This is a genomic window from Bacteroidota bacterium, assembly GCA_017303905.1.
In the GTDB taxonomy this organism is placed as follows: domain Bacteria; phylum Bacteroidota; class Bacteroidia; order B-17B0; family Aurantibacillaceae; genus JAHEYG01.
This window is the reverse complement of sequence record JAFLBH010000001.1, coordinates 1008973-1029472: the sequence shown is the minus strand read 5'-3', so window position 1 is coordinate 1029472 and position 20500 is coordinate 1008973. Positions and strand designations below refer to the sequence as shown.

The 20500-nt window shown below is 36.2% G+C and carries 22 protein-coding genes and 1 tRNA gene; 8 read left to right on the top strand and 15 right to left on the bottom strand.

Features of this window, described 5'->3' with window-relative positions; genetic code table 11:
• Nucleotides 1-130: 130 nt before the first annotated feature.
• The 6 genes from J0L69_04375 to J0L69_04350 form a co-directional block, all read right to left on the bottom strand.
• Nucleotides 131-478, bottom strand: a complete 348-nt coding sequence (locus J0L69_04375) for a hypothetical protein (GenBank protein ID MBN8692406.1) — start codon at nt 476-478, stop codon at nt 131-133.
• Nucleotides 479-1726: an ABC transporter permease gene (locus J0L69_04370; GenBank protein ID MBN8692405.1), complete on the bottom strand. Its 1248-nt coding sequence runs from the start codon at nt 1724-1726 to the stop codon at nt 479-481.
• A 71-nt stretch (nt 1727-1797) separates the two neighbouring features.
• Nucleotides 1798-2022, bottom strand: a complete 225-nt coding sequence (locus J0L69_04365) for a hypothetical protein (protein MBN8692404.1) — start codon at nt 2020-2022, stop codon at nt 1798-1800.
• Nucleotides 2022-2579 (bottom strand): LPS export ABC transporter periplasmic protein LptC, encoded by a 558-nt coding sequence (lptC, locus tag J0L69_04360; protein MBN8692403.1) that lies wholly within the window; start codon nt 2577-2579, stop codon nt 2022-2024. The genes J0L69_04365 and lptC overlap by 1 nt, the downstream gene beginning before the upstream one ends.
• A 9-nt stretch (nt 2580-2588) precedes the next feature.
• Nucleotides 2589-4016 carry a hypothetical protein gene (locus tag J0L69_04355; GenBank protein MBN8692402.1) on the bottom strand — a complete coding sequence of 476 codons (1428 nt, stop codon included), beginning with the start codon at nt 4014-4016 and terminating at the stop codon, nt 2589-2591.
• Nucleotides 4013-4732, bottom strand: a complete 720-nt coding sequence (locus J0L69_04350) for a type III pantothenate kinase (protein ID MBN8692401.1) — start codon at nt 4730-4732, stop codon at nt 4013-4015. Before J0L69_04350 ends, J0L69_04355 begins: the two co-directional genes overlap by 4 nt.
• Before the next feature lie 112 nt (nt 4733-4844).
• Here J0L69_04350 and J0L69_04345 point away from each other — a divergent pair.
• From J0L69_04345 to J0L69_04335, 3 genes are all read left to right on the top strand, one after another.
• A tRNA-Phe gene (locus tag J0L69_04345) sits at nt 4845-4917 on the top strand.
• A 254-nt stretch (nt 4918-5171) separates the two neighbouring features.
• On the top strand, nt 5172-7580 hold the full coding sequence (locus tag J0L69_04340) for a TonB-dependent receptor (GenBank protein MBN8692400.1): 2409 nt from the start codon (nt 5172-5174) through the stop codon (nt 7578-7580).
• 43 nt (nt 7581-7623) lie between these two features.
• Entirely contained in the window at nt 7624-8808 is a 1185-nt protein-coding gene (locus J0L69_04335; GenBank protein ID MBN8692399.1) for a thioredoxin family protein, read from the top strand.
• Between the two features lie 34 nt (nt 8809-8842).
• Here J0L69_04335 and J0L69_04330 read toward each other — a convergent pair whose 3' ends face one another.
• Nucleotides 8843-10411, bottom strand: coding sequence for a T9SS type A sorting domain-containing protein (locus J0L69_04330; protein MBN8692398.1), 1569 nt, complete (start codon nt 10409-10411; stop codon nt 8843-8845).
• A gap of 108 nt (nt 10412-10519) precedes the next feature.
• Here J0L69_04330 and kdsA point away from each other — a divergent pair, with 108 nt between their 5' ends.
• On the top strand, nt 10520-11344 hold the full coding sequence (kdsA, locus tag J0L69_04325; protein ID MBN8692397.1) for a 3-deoxy-8-phosphooctulonate synthase: 825 nt from the start codon (nt 10520-10522) through the stop codon (nt 11342-11344).
• A gap of 79 nt (nt 11345-11423) precedes the next feature.
• Nucleotides 11424-12314 (top strand): hypothetical protein, encoded by an 891-nt coding sequence (locus J0L69_04320; protein ID MBN8692396.1) that lies wholly within the window; start codon nt 11424-11426, stop codon nt 12312-12314.
• Nucleotides 12315-12331: 17 nt separating this feature from the next.
• On the opposite strand, the gene ubiE is transcribed toward J0L69_04320, so the two are convergent.
• From ubiE to J0L69_04295, 5 genes are all read right to left on the bottom strand, one after another.
• A complete protein-coding gene (gene ubiE, locus J0L69_04315) occupies nt 12332-13054 on the bottom strand; it encodes a bifunctional demethylmenaquinone methyltransferase/2-methoxy-6-polyprenyl-1,4-benzoquinol methylase UbiE (GenBank protein ID MBN8692395.1) in 723 nt (240 codons plus the stop codon).
• Between the two features lie 26 nt (nt 13055-13080).
• The gene (locus J0L69_04310) at nt 13081-13500 is read right to left on the bottom strand and encodes a GxxExxY protein (protein ID MBN8692394.1); all 420 of its coding nucleotides are present in this window, start codon (nt 13498-13500) and stop codon (nt 13081-13083) included.
• A gap of 22 nt (nt 13501-13522) precedes the next feature.
• Entirely contained in the window at nt 13523-14539 is a 1017-nt protein-coding gene (locus J0L69_04305) for a D-glycero-beta-D-manno-heptose-7-phosphate kinase (protein MBN8692393.1), read from the bottom strand.
• Nucleotide 14540: 1 nt separating this feature from the next.
• Nucleotides 14541-15737, bottom strand: a complete 1197-nt coding sequence (locus J0L69_04300) for a pyridoxal phosphate-dependent aminotransferase (protein ID MBN8692392.1) — start codon at nt 15735-15737, stop codon at nt 14541-14543.
• Nucleotides 15738-15836: 99 nt separating this feature from the next.
• Complete coding sequence (locus tag J0L69_04295; protein ID MBN8692391.1) at nt 15837-16670, bottom strand: T9SS type A sorting domain-containing protein; 834 nt, start codon at nt 16668-16670, stop codon at nt 15837-15839.
• 91 nt (nt 16671-16761) lie between these two features.
• Between J0L69_04295 and J0L69_04290 the strand changes: the two genes are divergently transcribed.
• The 3 genes from J0L69_04290 to J0L69_04280 are packed head-to-tail and all read left to right on the top strand — an operon-like array spanning nt 16762 to nt 19242.
• Complete coding sequence (locus J0L69_04290; GenBank protein ID MBN8692390.1) at nt 16762-17466, top strand: outer membrane beta-barrel protein; 705 nt, start codon at nt 16762-16764, stop codon at nt 17464-17466.
• Complete coding sequence (locus J0L69_04285; GenBank protein ID MBN8692389.1) at nt 17466-18194, top strand: hypothetical protein; 729 nt, start codon at nt 17466-17468, stop codon at nt 18192-18194. The genes J0L69_04290 and J0L69_04285 overlap by 1 nt, the downstream gene beginning before the upstream one ends.
• 25 nt (nt 18195-18219) lie before the next feature.
• Complete coding sequence (locus J0L69_04280; GenBank protein ID MBN8692388.1) at nt 18220-19242, top strand: T9SS type A sorting domain-containing protein; 1023 nt, start codon at nt 18220-18222, stop codon at nt 19240-19242.
• Here the strand turns inward: J0L69_04280 and J0L69_04275 are convergent.
• From J0L69_04275 to J0L69_04265, 3 genes are read right to left on the bottom strand one after another with little or no spacing between them, the layout of a single operon-like run.
• Entirely contained in the window at nt 19239-19751 is a 513-nt protein-coding gene (locus J0L69_04275) for a DUF2480 family protein (GenBank protein MBN8692387.1), read from the bottom strand. The two genes, J0L69_04280 and J0L69_04275, sit on opposite strands and share 4 nt — an antisense overlap.
• Before the next feature lies 1 nt (nt 19752).
• Nucleotides 19753-20082, bottom strand: coding sequence for a DUF59 domain-containing protein (locus J0L69_04270; protein ID MBN8692386.1), 330 nt, complete (start codon nt 20080-20082; stop codon nt 19753-19755).
• A gap of 36 nt (nt 20083-20118) precedes the next feature.
• Complete coding sequence (locus J0L69_04265; protein MBN8692385.1) at nt 20119-20490, bottom strand: four helix bundle protein; 372 nt, start codon at nt 20488-20490, stop codon at nt 20119-20121.
• Between the last annotated feature and the right edge of the window lie 10 nt (nt 20491-20500).

The window sequence follows — 20500 nt, the reverse complement described above, 5'->3', positions numbered from 1 at the left end:
TTGTTGAGTGAATAAATACCTTATCTCCTATAAAGTTATACAAAATAATTTCTATTTCGCAAAACTTTTTGATTGATTTGGTACGTTTTTGGACAAATAAAGCTAAAAAGCAGATGGATTTTTTTAGGAACTACAGATTTACGTCCATTTTGGGATAATGGCGCAAAAGGATCGCTGAGAAAATAATGGCGGAAATAATGCCTACAATGGTACCCGGACCCAGATCGCCAATTACCACTAAAAACAATGTTTTGATGAAGAATATGCTGAGATAAAGCTGCACACCCCATTGTTTCATGTGCCACAATCCTATAAAGGCCATAAAGTTACCCGCCACTATAAATCCATATAAAGCAGGAACAAACATGCCTATTTTTTTAATGGATGGAGAGAAAACCGAAGGGAAATTAAACACCACTGTAATAAAACCAATGATGCAAATGGCAGATATTATTTTAGGCCTCGTTATCGCTCTCATTTAATTACTTCTTATGGCTTCTACCGGATCTAATTGTGATGCGCTGTATGCAGGCACAAATCCGCTAATAATGCCAATTAAAACCGAAATGGTTATACCTAATATAATATTTGAGTAACTCAAGGTGATTTCCATATCCATGTTGCCTTGAGCTGCCAGTGTAATGAGATAAGTGAGTAAGAGTCCTAACAATCCTCCCAGCAAGGAAAGAAAAACGGATTCAGATAAAAACTGTAATAGAATAAAATAATTCTTGGCACCAAGCGACTTTTGAATGCCAATTAAACTTGTTCTTTCTTTCACCGATACAAACATGATATTGGCAATACCGAATCCGCCTACTAAAATCGAGAATCCTCCAATAATCCAACCCGCAATACCAATGATATCAAACAGCACATCAAAATTTTTGCTCAACAAATTAGTTTCATTGAGTGCAAAATCATCATCGGCCATTGGTTTTAAACGACGCACGCCACGCATAATTCCGGTGAGCTCATCCATCATTTCGGCATTAGTAACACCCGGCTTTGCTTTAACCGCAATGTACGGATCGGCATTTTCTGAGTTTACATCCAAAATATATTTAGCAAAATGAAAAGGAATCACTACCTGGTTATCCATGCTGTTTCCAAGCATACTTTCTCCTTCAGTTTTGAAAACTCCGACAACAATTGCTTTTCTTCCCGCAATTTTGATATCCTTTCCGATTGGATCCTGATTATTCGGAAACAAACCTTCAGCAATTTTTCCGCCGATTACCGCTACATTGTAGCCGGCATTTACTTCATTCTCGGTAAAATATCTCCCGTTAGCAATATCAAAGGATTTTATTTTGTAGAATTCGTATGAACATCCCGCCAAAACCGCATTCTCCACAATGTTACTCTTATACTTAACGGTTCTTCTACCATGAATGGTATAAGCCACTGCATCAGCAGTCTTCGTCTTTTTCTCGATATCAAACAATTCGTTATACTGAGGCAGCGGACGGTTCATGTATTTCCACCAAGGATAATCCGGTCCGAAGCTCCATGGCCATTTCTGAACAAACACCACATTATCGCCGAGGCTTTCAATGCTTCCGCGAATGTTGCTTTCCAAACTATCTACGATGGTAAAGACAATAATAATGGCAAAAATACCAATGGTAATCCCTAATAAACTCAAGAAGGTGCGGAGCTTATTATTGTAAAGCGATTGCAATGCAAACAGAACACTTTCCTTTATAAGAGATAATACCAGCATTAAAACAAAGATAAGTGATATACCAATTCGCCAATGATAAGTATGACCAAAGGCGAATTTTTGATGTAAAATTACTTTTTACGGCTTGCTTCAAATGCCGATTGGCGTTCCTCTTGCTTCTTACGCTGATAGCGTCTTACCAAAAACATGGCCGCGCCAATTAAAAACACAAAGAAAAAATAAAGGGCGCTGTCGGTGTCCTTCATGATTAAAAAATAAATGGTTGCCACTACAGCAATAGCTGCCGTAAATAACCACAAATATTCCAAAGCCCTAAAAATTTTTCTGTTATCCATTATAAATCGTCGTTGTTAAGTTGAATCGTTCCTGTTACTTCCTTTATTTGATAATTGGTAAAATCCTGATTGCTTTCAAGACCTTTACCCATGATAATTTCCTTAGCTGTGGTAATTTTTACGAATGCGTCGGAGTGAATTTTTTTATTTGCCTCATCCCACACTAAATGTTCGGTGTTTAATTTTTCGCCGTCTTTATTTACCACTTCCACATTGTATTTTACCTCCATACGTTTGCGCGCCGGATAATGAACGCCATAATTGGATTTAAGCGTTGTTTCAGGTTTTTCATCCTTATTATAAAAAGTGACCCAAACACCTTCGGGTAAAATAGTCATGGGCTCTGTTACATTTCGATCATAGGTTAGAAGCTTCCCGGCTTTTAATACAATTTTTAATGCGGCCGAGTCGGAATAAATCATAGTAACTTCTTTTCCTGACTGAGAAGGAGAAACTTTAGGAAGACTTAGTGCCATTATTTTCGACCTGTCGTTTTCGCACGAAAACAGCAATATGCTAACCGTTATGGTTGAAACTATGAAGAGAAATTTCTTCATGAAGAAAAATTAATCGTAGCGGAATTTATTAAACCACTTGTCATTAAAGGTAAATCCAAGTACTATTTTTGCGTAGCGCTCGCGTACAAGATTATTATTAATTGAACCCATTTCGCCAAGCTGAGCGCTAATATTAACTACCGAAAACTGGCGATAAACACCTACCGGTAAACCAAGCCCAACGGTTAATCCGTAATTCACTATTTCGGTATTATTTAACTCCAGTGATCCTGTTTTATAAAATCCGCCTATGCGATATTGAATACGCTTAAGATAAGCTGAAGCACCGGCGGAATTCTTATTAGGAATGAAATTAATTCCTGCTGCCACACGAAATGAATTTTTTAATTCTGTCGCGCTTCCTAAATAGCGAAACTGACTCCAATTTGTATAAGCAGCTTCAGCAGCAACGGCAATCATATCGCCTTTTCTTAAACTTACTCCAAACCCTTGTTCCATAGGTAAGCGAATTGTATTTGGATTATCATTAACGAAAATGAAAGTGTCTTTTGCCAATTCATTTCCAAAATCATTTAACGAATAGTTGTACGCCAAGGTGCTATTTTTTACATTGATGGTATTCCCTAAATTCATAAAGTAACCAAACGCAACTTTCACTTTCTTTCTAAGCTCACGGTTTTTAACCGAATCGATTGTAAAAGAAGTTTGCAACCCAAAACTTCCGGTCACATCTTTAAACGAAACCGCACGGTAACGACGTGTATTATAATAATTATTCGCGTTAGGATAAATGACACTGGAGGTATGAAGAATACTTCCGAACAAATAATCCGCGCGCGCTCCAACACTTAGCTCCGACAAAAGTTCCTTACTTAATTTTTTACGTTTGTATACTTGTGTTTGTTTAGTCTTAACCAATGAATCTTTGTAGGCCGAACGGTAGAAGTTGACAAGCATCTTTCTAAACGGATTAATTCCAATACCCATGAATACTTTATTGATTCCACCTTCACCGGTATATTCATACTTAACATCACCGATAGTTTCAGTAAAAACAGTGCTTCTTAAATTATAACCCACATTCGAATGCGGCATAATACCGAAACTTAAGGCTGCTCTCTGCTTTAATGGAATTCCCATGGCAGCATAACTAAAATTAATGTTGCGGGTTTTGATAGCGGCTGTTCCGTTATTAAACTCTGTGAATTGTGTATGTCCGCCTAACTCCAGTGTAGTTAAACGAATTCCGGCAATAGCAGCGGGATTTGCAATATTAATAAATACAGGAGCTGCAGTATCAGGTTTTAAACCGATGAAAATTCCTCCCATACCTTTTGCGGGAGCAAACTCATTGCCATTTAATTCACCAAGTCCGTAACGCGAATAAGGACTAAACGTTAATTGAGCATGAAGCTGATTAATAAATAAAAGGCTCTGAAGTATCAGAAAACAAAGTATGTAGATTGGCCTTTTCAAGAATTATAAATCAATACCTCATTTAAGCCGGTTAAAACCGCATGAGGGTGGGCAAAGATGCGATTTTTTAAGCGTTTTGCAAAGAATTCGGTATCGCCTCCAGATACAACAATTGTTAAATCGGGATATAACAATTTATACTCCTCAATTATCCCGTCGGTCTCCTTTAAAATTCCGTTTATGACACCTGAAAGAATAGAGTTTTCCGTGCTATTTCCAATCAACGTATTAAAGTCAGGCTTCATTTTTACCAATGGCAATTTATCGGTAAAATGCTGCAAAGCCTTAAATCTCATTTGCAATCCCGGAGATATTGCCCCACCCAAATATTCCATATTTTGACTCACAAAATTGAACTTAAGGCAGGTTCCGGTATCTATATTCAAAACGTTTTTATTGGGGTACAAACTATATGCACCAATAGCGGCAGCGAGACGATCGGAGCCCAAAGTGCCGGCGGTTTTGTACAAATTCTTAAGGGGAATTTGAGCCTCATTCGTAAAAAACATAAACCTTTCCGCATGATTTAAGGCTGTTTTTAATTCATCATTGATGTTTACCACTGTGCCTACCATCACTTTATCGGCTGCCTTTAAAAAATCGACCGATTGAATTAAGTCGCTTAGCTTAGCAAAAACCCGGTAATCGAGCATTTCACGCTTACTGAAATAGGCTGCTTTAACCCTCGTATTACCGATATCAATGACCAAATTCATGAGAGTACGAAATTAACTAAAAACTTGGGGCACAGGGCTATTTAATATTTTTTTTGCCGAACAAAGAATTATCGTATTTTTGCATCCTCAAAATTGCCTTAGAGCATGGTATGGTACCTTAGCTCAGTCGGTAGAGCAAAGGACTGAAAATCCTTGTGTCCCTGGTTCGATTCCTGGAGGTACCACTTCAAAATTAGACCTTCCTTTTTGGAAGGTCTTTTTATTTTCTTTAAATCCTTTAGTCTTTCTGGTCGCGAGGTTACACTCGCGATGGCGAGCTTTGCCTCGCCATTCGATTCCTGGAGGTACCACAAAACCCCGCATGATGCGGGGTTTTTTATTTTTTGACCTTTAAGTAATATCAGGGAAATAATCCGGTACTTTTTCTTATTACATTGTAACCAATTAAGCCTTTTAAGTTATATCTGGTTTTATTTAGATGAAAGCACTTAAACAAATATGGATTCTGTTTCTCACAACTTCTATAAACCTATTGCAAGCACAAAGTAACAGTTATCGTATTTCTGGACTTGTTAAATCCGAACAAAACCAAAACGTTGAATTCGGCAATGTGATTGCACTAAGCATAAAGGATTCGGCATTGATTAAAGGCGGCCCTTTTCAAGATGGTACATTTAATCTTGGGCCACTTAACAATGATAGCATTCTGCTTAAAGTTACTTCAGTAGGTTATTCTGATTTTTTTCGGATTATTATTCGGTCTAACACAGACAGTCTTATTCATACTGAACCTATCACTCTCTTACAAGGTAAATCATTAAGTGAAATAACTGTCACTGCCAAAACGCCAATGTTTGAAGCTGATGGAGAAAAAGTAAAAGTAAATGTTGAAAACACCGCACTTAATAATGCCGGTAATGCATTAGACGTACTCAAACGCTCTCCTGGTGTAAACGTAAGTACCTCTGATAATGTGTCGGTTTTTGGTAAAGGCACTGCCATAATCTATTTAGATGGAATGATTGTGTCCACCGTTGACATTTTAAAAGCTCTGCCTTCAACAGATATTAAAACCATTGAAATCATTAACAACCCTTCGGCAAAATATGATGCGGGCGGCAGAGCGGTCATCAATATCATTACTGTTAAAAACAACCTGCAAGGGTATAACGGAAATTTAATTCAGAATACGCTTTACATTAAATCCATCTTTTCTTACACCGGATTAAGGTTAAATTATACTAAGAGAAAATGGACAACCAACCTGAGTTTAGGCACGAGCAAAGGCGAACAATGGAGTTCTGACATTTATAAACGTTATTATAAATCGAATGATACTTTAAACACAAGTATGATTAATTCAATTTATGATACACAAAAATATACCGACGTTTACTATTATAGAGCGGGCCTAAATTTCCGACCTGACTCGCTAACCACAATAGGATTTCAATACAATGGTTATTACGATTCTAAAAACAACTATTCGCAAAACACGAATTCAATTCTGAGCAATTCAATAGCTCAGTATAGTTTAAACACCTCAACACATAGTCGACCTATAGTCGTTAATAATTCGTGTAATGGAAATTACATCAGGAAACTAGACACGCTTGGGTCTGAGTTATTCATAGCTGCCCAATATGGAAACTTCAATTTAAAAACAACTTCCAATATTCATCAGGAAACTACTTTATATGATTCAATTGTTACCTCTGCTAAAAGAAACTTAAACACAAACTCCATTAACATATTTGGCGCACAACTAGATTTTACAAAAGTATTTAACCGAAAGTGGAAACTGGAAAGTGGCATAAAAGAAACTTACATTGATAAATCAAGTGATATAACCTTTCAAAATTACTCTCAGGAACATTGGATTTCAGATCCTAATTATAAAAACGGATTTTCGTTTAGCGAAAATATTTTAGCGGCCTATTCAGAATTGCGCTATAAAAAAAATAAGTTTAACTCCCGAGTAGGCATTCGGGCAGAATACACAAAGTCGAATGGTTTTTCCAAAATACTAAATCAAAAAATAATTAATCGCGAATACATTAATTATTTTCCAAGTGCATTTATTGGTTATGATTTCACGAAAGATTTAACCACCTCCATTACACTTTCGAGTCGAATAAATCGTCCAACCTTTCAGGACTTAGATCCGTTCATTAATTATATAGATTCTGTTACTTCTTTCAGAGGTAATCCGTATTTACTGCCGGAATACACCAACTCCATTGAAGCATCCTTAATTTATATGAAGGAAGCTAACCTTACTATAGGCTATAATAATACGCAAGGTGCTATGAGATTGGTCGTTGATAAACTCAACGACTCTACCGATGCTTTTACTGCGACGACAAAAAATCTTAATAATAGTGAAACCTACTCTTTCGGAATTACTATTCCGTATGAATTGAAATGGTGGACGACGGCAAACTATTTTGGGTACTTTATTAATAATTTCACTTATCAACTTAACAACGAAATAATAAAAAACAATAAATCCACATACAGCATTTACTTATACAATGAATTTAGAGCTAAAAAGTACTTTAGCTTTGAAATTACTTATGAGTATACTTCACCGGCAGTGGATGGGATTTTCACCTCCAATTCTTTTTCCATGTTATCTGCCACACTCAAAAAAAACTTTTTCAAGGATAAACTTACCTGCCGGATTACAGCCAGTGATATTCTAAAATCCTATATCATGAGCGGTGGCAGTAACATTCCCCTCTACAACCTCAATTACGAATCGCGAACCAGCACAAACTACTTCTTATTGGCTTTAAATTACAAATTCGGTAAACTTAAAAACAACGATTATAAAAACAGAACAGTTAATCAAGAAGAATTTAATCGTGTTAAAATTGGCAAATAAAATATCTACCACATATTAATTGCTTACTTTTATACTTTACGTTATGAAAAAATCATTATTAATATTCAGCGCATTGCCGGTATTGGCATTTTCACAAAACCGTCACATCAATTTTGAAACAGGCAACCTGGCTTCTGTTTTTGAAAAAGCTAAAAAAGAAAATAAATTCATTTTAGTAGATGCTTACACCACCTGGTGTGGACCGTGTAAATGGATGTCGAAAAACATTTTTACGAACGACACAGCTGCCGATTATTACAATGCGAATTTTGTGAATCTTAAAATTGATGCTGAAAAAGGTGAAGGAATTGCATTCGCCGAAAAATACGATGTACGTTGTTATCCGAATTTTTTAATATTAGATGGCGACGGAAAAGTTATTCATCGTGTTGCAGGCTCCATGCCAACTCAGGCATTTGTGAGTTTTGGTAAAACAGCATTTGAAAAAGAAAAAACCTTTTCATATAAAAAATCAGAATTTGAAAAATCCATTTTAACGGAACAAAACGTTACTGAATATATCGATTTACTTATGAGTTGTTGTTTAGATCCTTCGGCTCGAGCATTAGAATACATTGCAAGTGTAAAAGAAGCTGATTTAACCAAAGAAAATAACTGGACTGTACTTCGTGATTTTGTTTACAACCATGAATCGCGTGAAATGAAATATTTTCTGAGCAATCTCAATTTATTCGAAAAATCATTTGGAAAAGATGCCGTTGTTCAGAAATTAGAGCAATTGGGAAAAAGTTATTTTTCTAAATACACACGCGCGAAAGAATTTGATAAAGCCGGTTACGAAAATGCAAAAAAGGAATTTGCAAACATGAAATGGCCAAACACCGATAAAATTATTTTTGAAGCAGACATGGAAGCTTATAAGCGATTTGATAACACCAAATATTACGAACTCGCTGCTTCCGATTTTCAGAAACATTACAATAACGATTCACAAGAATTAAACGGTATGGCTTGGAATTTTTACGAAAAAGTGAGTGATAAAAAATTATTAGGCAGTGCCGTTAAAATGGCACAGCGAGCCTGTGAGATTAATGCCTCTTATGCCAATCTCGATACTTATGCGGCAGTGCTCTATAAAAGTGGTGATCTTAAAAACGCCGAAACACAAGCGAACAAAGCCATTGAAAAAGCAAAGGCCGAAAACATGGGAGCCGATGATTACAAAGAAACTGCTGAGTTGCTTAAGAAAATTAAATCAGGAAAATAAAAAACAAAAGCCCGAAAATTTTCGGGCTTTTTAATTATTGCTTAATTATTTTTCCATCGAAGACTTGCTCGCCGGCTCGTATACTGTAGAAGTAAACACCTTGTGGCAACAGATCTCCACTATCGCTTTTACCATTCCAGATAAACTCTTTAATTCCTTCCGTTTGCTTTCCGGTATTGTTTGTTGAGATTTTACGACCAAGTATATCTTTAAACTCAATGGTAACATTTACGTTTTCAAATAAAGCATAACGAATCGAAACACTATTGCTAAACGGATTAGGAAAAGCGATGGCTCGTAATCGATTTGTAGTTATCTCTTTATTTTCCTTTATACCAGAAAATAAAGTGTCTTGTTGCATTAATCCTTCCAGGTCTATTAATTCATCGCCGGGCTGATACAATAAAGACATAACACCGTCGAACAACATTTCGTTATTTGTATTTACACCCGCTGTTACATTAACAGGAACAGGATTGTGTGGATTTGCGGTGGTGTTATCGTAAACGTGTTTTGCAAATAAACGATAGCCTGCCGGAATTTTCACCAATTTTTTGTAGGTATAATAATCTTGCCATTCAAAATCCCACTTAGGAACATGAATCATGGGAATCGTATCAACACCCGGTTTCACTGCATACAACAACATACTCTTACCTAATAAGTGCGCATGTGGAAACACTCCGAATAAAGACAATGAATCAGTTAATGTGCCTGAAGTTGGATAGTAAGCCGTAAAAGTTTGTGTAGTATTAGCAGGAATAAACATACTCCAATTTTGTAATGGCGTAGTCACATAAATAGGACGAATGCCTGTGGTTGAAGTTGGATAAAAGTAGAGTCTGATTTTTGTGCTATCAATTTGACCTGCGCTACCTTTTGGATAATGCATTTGTAAGATAACATTGGATCCGGCTTTTAATTTAATTCCTGCACGTAACTGCGGACTATTCGGAAACACAGTAGCTTTCGTGCCCGGAGCAAATGTACCAATTGCATAATCTCCAGGAATATTATAACATGAACCGCTCATATTACTCACGTAAGTTCCATTTGAATCGGCCATAATAACAGCATGATGTACAATTGCTTTATTTCCCGGAACAATTTCAAAAGCGCGAATAACACGGTCTTGTGTTAATCCGGTAGGAACAGAAAAGCAAAGATAAATATCAGTGCTTGTAGCCGTACTTGTGTAAGTCGGTATTTTAACTTCTATATCGGCTGCTCCTTTTAACTGATATGCGCCCGAATAAACTGGAGCAGCAGGAGCTTGCGTAGTATCACCTTTAAGCGCTCCACCTGTAATCCAATTTAAAATTTGTGTTTTTTCGGCAGCCGTAATAATTCGTTCATGCTGAAAACGTGTATAAGACGTATCTGCCTTCCAAGGTGGCATAATATTATTATTTAAATCATACTGAATAACCGATTTGAGTTGATTAACCCCGGTATAATTCATAAATGAATATGGATTGCCGCCGGGATGATGACAAGATGTACAACGGGCGTAAAAAATACCGGCAACGTCTTTGTAAAATGTTTGTGCATTTAAGCAAATCGCAAAAGCAGATGCAAAAATAGCGAGTAGAATTTTCTTCATAGGTTTAATTATAATCAAATATATAAATTTAATCGATTTGACAAGGAAAATTATCGAAAGTTTAATTTAAAGGAATATATATTGTAATTTTACCCAACAATTCAGAACATGAAAAAAACAATTAAAGTAGGGAACATTGAGTGTGGCGCCAAAGATTTATTCTTAATCTCCGGTCCATGCGTTATTGAAGAAGAATCCATAATGATGAAAACTGCTGAGATGCTGAAAGAAGTATCAGAGCGTTTAAAAATAAAGGTGATTTACAAATCTTCGTTTCAAAAGGATAACAGAAGCAGTTTAAAATACTATGATGGTCCCGGCCTAAGCAAAGGTGTGGCCATGCTGGCGAAAGTAAAAGAGCAATTTGGATTTCCGGTTTTAACCGATATTCATTATCCCGACCAAGCTGCCGCTGCCGCTGAAGTAGTGGACGTTTTACAAATTCCTGCTTACTTATGTATGCAATCCACTTTATTGGTTGCCGCTGCAAAAACAGGAAAAGTGGTTAACATTAAACACGGACAGTTTTTAGCGCCCGACAACATGAAGCATCCTTTGCAAAAATGCATTGAGAGTGGTAATGATAAAGTAATTTTAACGGAGCGCGGTTATACTTTTGGATACAATGATTTGATTGTTGATCCAAGAAGTTTTTATCACTTAAATAATTTAGGCTATCCGGTTGTATTTGATGTTACACACTGCGTGCGTAAATATGGCATTCCAAGTTCTGATGCCAAAGGTGGAGCCCGTGAGTTTTTACCGGTACTTTCTCGTGCCGGTGTTGCCAGTGGCGTTGATGGTGTGTTTATAGAAACACATCCTGAACCCGAAAAAGCTTTATGTGATGCTGCTTCTCAATTATGTGTTTATGATTTAGAAGAATTTTTAAAACCATTGCTTGAAATTCACAATGTAGTCAGAAAGTACTAAGATAAGTGCTACGAAAAAGCCCGCAGTATCAAGCGGGCTTTTTTATTTATAATTTGTACATTAGCTTAAGAGGATTTATATGGGAATCAACAAATATGATGCGGAGCTTTTAATTTATGCCAAGAAAAAATTCAACGTTAATTTTGAAAGCACTTTAACGCTCGGCAGACTAACGCGCTATTTCAACGAAAAAGAATTTTATTCCTTGCTTTCCAAATTTAATTTGAAGGAAAGCCCTCCTGCTCATCTTTTTTCCTCAGAATACACAGAGGGATTTCTCGAATTTCTAGGTGCGTCAATGCCACAAAGCATGGATGTGTCCAAGTATGAAAATGCAAGTATCCTACACGATCTTAATACACCTTTACCAATAACCCTTCATCAAAAATTTTCTGTGGTCATTGATGGCGGAACACTAGAACATGTTTTTAATTTTCCGCTTGCCATTCAATCTTGCATGCTTTCTTTAAAGCAAGATGGTTTCTTTATAGGTTTTACCCCGGGAAATAATCAAATGGGACATGGTTTTTATCAATTTAGTCCGGAATTATATTATCGCGTATTTTCCGAACAAAACGGATTTAAAATGCATAAAGTTTTGATTCGGGTGGCAGACAAATGGTTTGAGGCCATGGATCCAAAAGAAATGAAATCTCGCATTGAAGTAGCCAATGGTTTGCCGATTTTTATTTATGTAATTGCGCAAAAATTAAAACACAGTGCATCATTTTCGGTACCTCAGCAAAGTGATTATGAGAGAACCTGGGATATTAACGAATCAGTTGCGACAGATAAAAAAAGAAAAGAAGATTCAGGCATTAAACATCTTTATCGGAAACTGATACCTAAGCGAATCAAAGATCTAGTAAGAAATTTCTATGATTTGTTTATCGACAAAAGAATAGATACACATGAACTTGGATTAATCAATCCAAAACATTTTAAAGAAATTGATTTATGTAAAGATTAAATTCCTATCCCTAAAATTTATTTTCCGGCTTCGTAAATTGCCGCAATGCCTAACGAAACTGATTCGAAATTAGCGTTTTTAAATCCGCATTTAGTTAGTATGGCCGTAAAATTTTCATTATCCGGAAAAGCTTTTACACTCTCCGGTAAATATGAGTAAGCGCGACTATCCTTCGAAAACACTTTACCGATAAAAGGCGTTACGTATGAAAAATAAAAATTATAAAATTGCTTTACCGGAAAACGACGAGGATAAGAAAATTCAAGAATGATAATTTTTCCGCCTGGTTTTAAAATGCGTTGTAAATTAATTATGCCTTTCTCCAAATTTTCGAAATTACGTACACCAAATCCCACTACAATTGCATCATAAGAATTATCCTCGAACGCGAGCGTTTCGGCATCACCTTTCTCAAGCGTAATTAATTTATCCAGATTTAATTTCTTTAATTTCTCGCGTCCGAATTTCATCATGCCTTCTGAAATATCGACGCCTGTAATTTTTGTTGGATTTAGCTTTGCACAGGCAATGGCAAAATCACCGGTGCCTGTAGCCACATCTAAAATTGCTTTCGGCTGAATTGGTTCTAATTTCTTGACGCATTTTTTTCTCCAACCTTTATGGATACCTAATGAAAGAAGCGAATTAAGAAAATCATAACGAAAAGCAATGTTATCAAACATTTGCTCAACTTCTTCCTTCTTGGCCGCGCCTGTATTATATGGGGTAACTTTATTCATTTTATTTCAACACAGAGTTACAGAGCTCACGAGAGCACTGAGTTTCTCTCATTTAGATAACCATTGATCCTGCGCCTAACTCCGTCTTTCAACAATGGCACATTGAAATTTATAAGCAAGCCCAGTTTCTTGTCTGCAAGTTTAAGATACGTTACAAGTTGAGCTTCATGAATTGGAAGAATGGCTTCAATTGATTTTAACTCCAGAATAATCAAATCATTTACTAAAACGTCAATGATAAAATTCTTATTCAATTCTTCACCTCTAAAATAAATAGGTAAGGATACCTGACTTTTTACCTTTAACCCTCTCTCTCGCATAACTGATACCAAACAAACTTCGTATACTGATTCTAAAAGCCCTGGTCCTAATTCCTTATGAACGTCAATTGCACATGAGATAATCAACTCTGTTAACTTATTATAATCCTCCTCCGTGTAACTCATACTTCTCTCTATCTCAGTGTTCTTACTTCACGAAATCTAAATCCAAAGCCTCACGTAACAAAGTTTCTTTATTGATTGGAACAACGCCAACTTCCTGACATACCAATCCTCCTGCCAAATTAGCTAACGCTGCTGTAAAAATCGGATTACACTCTAATGCACGACATAACGATGCCACACTAATAACCGTATCGCCTGCGCCTGAAACATCCGCGATATTACGCACGTGGGCTTCCACATGTTCCTTTACACTTCTTGAGTTTGTAATAACGCCTTTATCCGCTAATGTCACTAATGCTGTTTCCAATTTTTGCTTTACACGGAAACTACTTACGGCGCGTTGAAGCTCATTGATATTATCTCCATCCACATCTAACTTCAATCCTTCACGCAATTCTTTTAAATTTGGTTTAAACAATGTAACACCTTTATACGCGTTAAAGTTTTTCTTTTTAGGGTCAACGCATGTTGGAATGCCTTTACTCTTGGCTAATTCAACAACCTTCTGAATCAATTTCGGTGTAATTAATCCCTTATTGTAATCTTCAAAAATGATAACATCGATTTTATCGTGACCAATGATATAAGAGATAAGCGTTAAAAGATTTTGTGTTTCATCTGCGGTAATATCGTCTTCTGTTTCTTCGTCAACACGAACCAATTGCGAATTATTTCCTATCACGCGCGTTTTTACCGTTGTAATTCGGTCGCGTGATTTTAAAATACCTTTCTGACTTAATTTTTGTTGGCGCAATAAATCCAAGAAGGCCATACCTTCATAATCCACACCAATTACAGAACATAAAATAGGATTCGCACCCAAGGCCTGAATGTTCAAAGCCACATTCGCTGCACCACCTAAGCGACGTTCTTTCTTATTTACAGCTACGATAGGTACAGGCGCTTCCGGAGAAATACGATTTACTTTTCCCCACATATAACTATCCACCATCACGTCACCAATAATCAGTACGTTAAGATTATTGAATGATTTAAAAATTTCGCGGATGTGATCTTTCTTAATTGAAAACTTTCTCATTTTATTTCAATTTGGCTAATGCCTCTTTCATGCGGGTTAATGCTTTTCTTAAATTCTCTTCAGATGTTGCGTAAGAAAAACGAATATAATTATCATCACCAAATGCGGCACCCGGAACTAAAGCTACGAATGCTTCTTCCAATAAAAACATGGATAAATCCGTTGCATTTTGAATTGTTTTTCCGTTATAAGATTTTCCAAAATAATAACTCACTTCTGGAAAAACATAGAATGCGCCTTGAGGTAAATTGGTTTTTAATCCCGGAATTTCTTTCATCAACTGCAATACCAAATCACGACGTTTTTGAAACGCGTCACGCATTGGCTTGATATACGTATCAAAATCTAACTCCATGGCTTTGTGCATGGCCTTTTGCGTTATACTACAAGTAGCTGAAGTAAATTGTCCTTGCATTTTATCACACGCTTGTGCCAACCATTTTGGAGCCGCCATAATTCCGCCTCTCCATCCGGTCATTGCAAAACCTTTGGAAACGCCATTGATAACAACAACACGATCTTTAACATGCGCAAACTGTGCTAAGCATTCGTGACCACCAACAAAATTAATGTGCTCATAAATTTCGTCGCTGATAACATATAAATCTTCGTGCTTCACAACCACATCCGCAATTCCTTTTAATTCATCTTTAGAATATACGGAGCCTGTTGGATTACAAGGTGTGCTGAAAATAATTAATCGTGTCTTTGGTGTAATGTGCTTTTCTAATTGAGCAGGTGTTACTTTAAAATCCGACTCGATAGTGGTATTGATAATAACAGGCTTTGCTCCTGCCAATTTTAAAATCTCTAAATAACTTACCCAAAACGGAGAAGGCACAATCACCTCATCACCTTCATTCACCAAACACAAAACTGCATTAGCAATACTTTGTTTGGCTCCGGTTGAAACTACAATTTCATCGGGGGTATATTCTACTTTGTTATCGCGCTTAAACTTTTCGCAAATAGCTTGTCGTAACTCGACATAACCCGAAACATGGGTATAATAACTAAAGTTATCATCGATAGCTTTTTTCGCAGCATCCTTAATGATTTGAGGTGTTGCAAAATCGGGCTCGCCTAAACTTAAGCTAATAATATCAATGCCTTGAGCTTTGAGCTCGCGGCTTTTTCTTGCCATCGCAATGGTTTGCGATTCAGCAATGTCTTTTACGCGTTGTGAGAGATATGGCATAAACTATATTGAGAACAAATCTATAAAATAGTTTAATGTACCGTGTTATTTTAGACCCTTTTTTTAGCGCAACTTAGACAAATAAGGCTAAAAACGGGACTATTGAACAATTATGATTCTTTGAAGTTCCTTTTTACCTTGTTGTGCCAACTTTAGGAAGTAAACTCCACCGGTACAATTCTCCGGTAAATCTAATTGTTGCGAGTGAAAACCTGTTGATTGGTTTTCTGTAAATAGTTCAGCTACCAATTTTCCTTGCAAATCATAAATGGCAGCTTTTACTTCACCCTGCTCCAATAAATTATAGTTTACTTTAAATTCATCGGCAATTGGATTCGGGAAAACAGTAACACCTGAAAAAGAACTAGATTGTGCTTCAGTAATTCCTGAACTCAAATCAGGACTAAGAACTAAACTCCCTAAACCCGGTGTATCACCTGCAGTTCCTCCGGTTCCGTTTACAGCATTACCTGCAGCATAAACAGTAGCCGATCCGCTTGTTGGAGCTACCCAAACAAACTGAAAAGTTGCACTACCTGAGCCGGTTTTAATTCCGGAATGAATTGCATTTTTACGTGCACCTGAATTAGCAAATGCCACACCCGGCAACGCTGTTGTCATATTACCAGCATTCGTATTCGATGCTGTTAAAATCTCACAACCAAAACCAAAATTTGAAAAAGAAGCATTGCTCACAACTATACTTACGGTATAAGTTTGGCCGGGAATATATTTGTTTGCTACAAATGCCGGATTAGCAGTGATACTAACTGTTGTAGTACCGCCGCCGCCACCATGGCAAGCATTACAGCCTGTCTCCCCCGGAGAACCGGTACGACCTACGATACCACCACTACTTTTTTTAACAATAAATGCAGTGCCCGAGAGCATAACAACTGAAATAGATAATAAGGTTAAAATACGTTTTTTCATAAATATATGTTGTAACACTAAATTTCCTCATTTAATTCGGGACTACAAAATGTTTTAGTAATTAATTATTAGGCTTACCTTTGTCATCCGCATGTTTCACCCACGAATTGTTATATTTCTTCTGTTTCTCGCCACAGTTTCTTATTCTGTAGCTCAGCAAAAAACAGACTACAAAGGAGAATCGGAATTTGATTTAAAAAACTACAAAGGGGATCCACGCGACCGATTAATTTTAGAAGTTAACTATACAAATTGGCTAGGAGCACCCAAGAATATTAAATCTGATTGGAAGTGCGTTGGATTTAACTTCGCCTCTATGTTTGATAAACCTTTCGGTACTTCAAATTTCAGCTTAGGGTTTGGTTTAGGAATTTATGTACACAACTTTAGTTCAAACGCGGATTTTATTTTAAAGCTTGATAGCAATAATCAAAATGCAACAACTGTTTTACAACCTCGCACAACGCCTTACATCGCCAACCGTTATAACGAAAGAAGTTTTGAAATTCCGGTTGAATTACGATTCAGAACAAAATCAGCCACCATGTTTAAAGTTATGTTAGGCGGAAAAATAGGATATGTTATTTCGGATTTTAAGAAAACTGACGATGCAGACGGTAGAGTTAGACGTTACAATCTGCCTAATATTAATCGTTTGAGATATGGTGTTAATTTCAGAATAGGAATTGAACAAATTTGTTTAACCGGATGTTATTACCTGAGTGAAGTATTCACTGACAATGGTCCGCGTGGCGTTCATCCATTTTCTATTGGCATTGCAATTATACCCTACTAATGTTTAATTCCTTAAACATATCCTCTCAGTTAGAAAAAATCAGAACTAAAAATCGTAAGCACGAAGATATTTTACTAAATGAAGTAAAAAACATTTTAGGTGCCGACCTACTTAAAGAAAATAAAATATTAAATCATTTAAAATTTTACAACCAAGCTTTTGAACTAGTTGATGAGACAGAAGTAGATTATTCTTTAATCTACACCTTGCAGGAAATTAAAAAAACATGTGTTAATTATCGCTTGCGTTTTTTAGATAGTCAGCATTACAAAAACGAAATACCTTATGAAGCTGTTTTAAAAATCAAAGATTTTAATGCGGAACACCGAAAAGATTTAAAGCGCTTTAAAATTTTGGCGCCTGTAAGTGCATTTATCCGCGGAGATAACAATCTGCCTTGTTTATTGTTTGCCGAGACGTTAAATGGAAATTATTATTTAATTCATGCTTGGGGGCAAGATTTTAAGTGGTACAGAGCGCTTTTTAGCTTTCCTTTTCGAAGTATTGAAACACTTTTTTTAAGCGTTGCTCTTTTTACGCTGATAGTCGATGTTTCGCTGCCTGTACAATTAATTACCCTCGACCGAACCGCACCTTATTGGTGTGGCTACAGAGTAGCCACTTACTTTCATTTATTAATCTTTTTTAGCGGATTTACCACTTACGGCATGTTTGCCTTCCACAAACATTTTTCATCCAGTGATTGGAATAACACAAATATTCGTTAAATTAGATATACCTAATATTTAACGGATGAAAAAACTTTTACTCTCACTTATCTTACTTTCATTTTTCAGTAAAGCTCAAACTTATTACAAAACTATTGGAAGTAATAAAACTCAATGGGACATTTTCTTTGCCATGTACGGTGTTAGTCAGGCTGAAAAAACAAGTAGTCCATTAGCGCCAAATGTCAATTATGGACGATACGTTGCCGTTAATGATACAATCATAGCGGCAAAAAACTATAAAAAATATTACTATGGTGCCAATACATCCACCGTTAACACCCACATTGGCTATTTACGCGAAGATACGGTTGCCAAAAAGGTTTATTATCTCGACAAAACATCATTAATTGAAGATTTGATTTTTGATTTTTCATTGAACGTTGGCGATAGCATTTACTTGAATCTCGTTCCAACTATGAATCCTTTGCCAAAAGGTTATTATAAAGTTAAATCGATACAAAACACAACTATTAAAGCAGGTATAAGGAAAGAATTTAAATTAAAACATACTACAATATCTTCAAGTGATACATTAAGATTTATTGAAAGTGTTGGAAGTATTATTCATCCGCTCTATTTATACAAAAACTATTTTGGCTTTGGTGCATTTATAGGATATCCAAGTTGTCCCTTTCCGTATGATTTGGGTTTAGCTTGTAAATGGACGAATAACATGAAGGAATTTCAAAGTTGTACTTATGCGCTTGCGCTTTCAAACGGATGCTTCTCTAAATTAGACTCCTGTAATTATTGGAATAACTGTGGTGGAATAAATGAATTAAGCGCGATTAAAAAAGTTACTTTATCACCTAATCCTGCTCAAAATCATTGTGTAATAACCCTGGATGCAATTCAGGAAAGTAAAATCACCGCCGACCTTATTGATATTAGCGGAAGAAAAATAAAGAGCTTTTTTGTTGGTAAGTTAATTCAGGGTGAAAACGAAATTCGTTTGGAAACTGAAAGTTTGGAAAGTGGTTTGTACTTTATTTCTTTAACTGGAGATAATTTTAGAATCACTCAACCACTAACGATTACTCACTAATCTTTTTTTGCTTTATACAAGGGAACAGTACTGCAAGGTTCGCCGTACATGATGCTCTTTGCATATGGTTTTAGCGCGGCCGTTAATTTCACATACACATTCACAGGTACAGGTTTGTTACTGCATCCTTTAATTACAACACGCGCGTCTTTATATTGAGAGTAATCTATTTTCGAAAGCGAATATTCATATAATTCATTTTCCAACTGATCGAGGTTTCCGAATACGATTTTTTTAGCAAATGGTTCTAAAGCTAAACTTACAAGCATGTACGCCCATGTTGGCACAATGGCATCGTTCGTGCAAGTAATTGCCACAAACTTGTCTTTATAAACACTCCAGTCGCTATTCTTAATATAATCTCTGAAATCTTTTTCCTTTAAAATCAACTCCTGAAACAAAAGCGGCTTTACATCAAACAATACACGCTCACCACTTTGGTAATACTCTTCCAAATCAATGGTTACGATGCCGCTATTGGCTACTTTATTTACAATTTCTTCGCTCATGTTACATAAAACCCAATTCCAATTGCGCTACTTCACTCATCATTTCTTTCGTCCAGGTTGGTTCGAAAGTTAATTTCAATTCGGTTGACTTAATACCCGGCAACAACTTGCATTTATTTTCCACCTCAGCCGGTAAGCTCTCTGCCGCCGGACAATTTGGTGAAGTTAAAGTCATGGTGATTTTTAATTCGTTCTCGTCATTCAATTCCAATTCATAAATCAATCCTAATTCCCATACATCCACAGGAATTTCCGGGTCGAAACAGGTTTTGATTTCATCAATCACCCGTTGCATGAGTTCGGTGTTTTTTGTTATTATTATTGCAGCCATTCTAAAAGTCAAATGTGAAAGGTTAAAGGTAAAAAGTTAGATCTGTCTTTCTTTTATATAGTTCATTAATCCATAAATCATTTTACTTACAGATGTTACAGACGCACTTAAGTTTTCAAACTCCAATTCATTAATATAGTTTAAATCTAAAGCAATATACAACTGACTTCTAAGTTCACCTGCGGAGCCCTTTGCTATTCCAAGAAAATATGTAAACTGTTTATCCCCCTTTCTTTCAAAGCCCTCAGAGATATTTGAAAGTATTGATACTGCACTTCTTCTTATTTGATCTCTCAAAGCAAAATCCTTTGACAAAGCGGGCTGATTAGTTATCTCATATATATCCTTACAAAGTTTTCTTGAAACCTGCCAAACTTCCAATTCTTCAAAACTTTTTGCACCAGCCATATAATACTTT

Bases quoted from the DNA above. Each gene is read 5' to 3' on its own strand.
- J0L69_04375 (MBN8692406.1), bottom strand. From the start codon at position 478: ATGAGAGCGATAACGAGGCCTAAAATAATATCTGCCATTTGCATCATT.
- J0L69_04370 (MBN8692405.1), bottom strand. From the start codon at position 1,726: ATGCTGGTATTATCTCTTATAAAGGAAAGTGTTCTGTTTGCATTGCAA.
- J0L69_04365 (MBN8692404.1), bottom strand. From the start codon at position 2,022: ATGGATAACAGAAAAATTTTTAGGGCTTTGGAATATTTGTGGTTATTT.
- lptC (MBN8692403.1), bottom strand. From the start codon at position 2,579: ATGAAGAAATTTCTCTTCATAGTTTCAACCATAACGGTTAGCATATTG.
- J0L69_04350 (MBN8692401.1), bottom strand. From the start codon at position 4,732: ATGAATTTGGTCATTGATATCGGTAATACGAGGGTTAAAGCAGCCTAT.
- J0L69_04340 (MBN8692400.1), top strand. From the start codon at position 5,172: ATGAAAGCACTTAAACAAATATGGATTCTGTTTCTCACAACTTCTATA.
- J0L69_04335 (MBN8692399.1), top strand. From the start codon at position 7,624: ATGAAAAAATCATTATTAATATTCAGCGCATTGCCGGTATTGGCATTT.
- J0L69_04330 (MBN8692398.1), bottom strand. From the start codon at position 10,411: ATGAAGAAAATTCTACTCGCTATTTTTGCATCTGCTTTTGCGATTTGC.
- kdsA (MBN8692397.1), top strand. From the start codon at position 10,520: ATGAAAAAAACAATTAAAGTAGGGAACATTGAGTGTGGCGCCAAAGAT.
- J0L69_04320 (MBN8692396.1), top strand. From the start codon at position 11,424: ATGGGAATCAACAAATATGATGCGGAGCTTTTAATTTATGCCAAGAAA.
- ubiE (MBN8692395.1), bottom strand. From the start codon at position 13,054: ATGAATAAAGTTACCCCATATAATACAGGCGCGGCCAAGAAGGAAGAA.
- J0L69_04310 (MBN8692394.1), bottom strand. From the start codon at position 13,500: ATGAGTTACACGGAGGAGGATTATAATAAGTTAACAGAGTTGATTATC.
- J0L69_04305 (MBN8692393.1), bottom strand. From the start codon at position 14,539: ATGAGAAAGTTTTCAATTAAGAAAGATCACATCCGCGAAATTTTTAAA.
- J0L69_04300 (MBN8692392.1), bottom strand. From the start codon at position 15,737: ATGCCATATCTCTCACAACGCGTAAAAGACATTGCTGAATCGCAAACC.
- J0L69_04295 (MBN8692391.1), bottom strand. From the start codon at position 16,670: ATGAAAAAACGTATTTTAACCTTATTATCTATTTCAGTTGTTATGCTC.
- J0L69_04290 (MBN8692390.1), top strand. From the start codon at position 16,762: ATGTTTCACCCACGAATTGTTATATTTCTTCTGTTTCTCGCCACAGTT.
- J0L69_04285 (MBN8692389.1), top strand. From the start codon at position 17,466: ATGTTTAATTCCTTAAACATATCCTCTCAGTTAGAAAAAATCAGAACT.
- J0L69_04280 (MBN8692388.1), top strand. From the start codon at position 18,220: ATGAAAAAACTTTTACTCTCACTTATCTTACTTTCATTTTTCAGTAAA.
- J0L69_04275 (MBN8692387.1), bottom strand. From the start codon at position 19,751: ATGAGCGAAGAAATTGTAAATAAAGTAGCCAATAGCGGCATCGTAACC.
- J0L69_04270 (MBN8692386.1), bottom strand. From the start codon at position 20,082: ATGGCTGCAATAATAATAACAAAAAACACCGAACTCATGCAACGGGTG.
- J0L69_04265 (MBN8692385.1), bottom strand. From the start codon at position 20,490: ATGGCTGGTGCAAAAAGTTTTGAAGAATTGGAAGTTTGGCAGGTTTCA.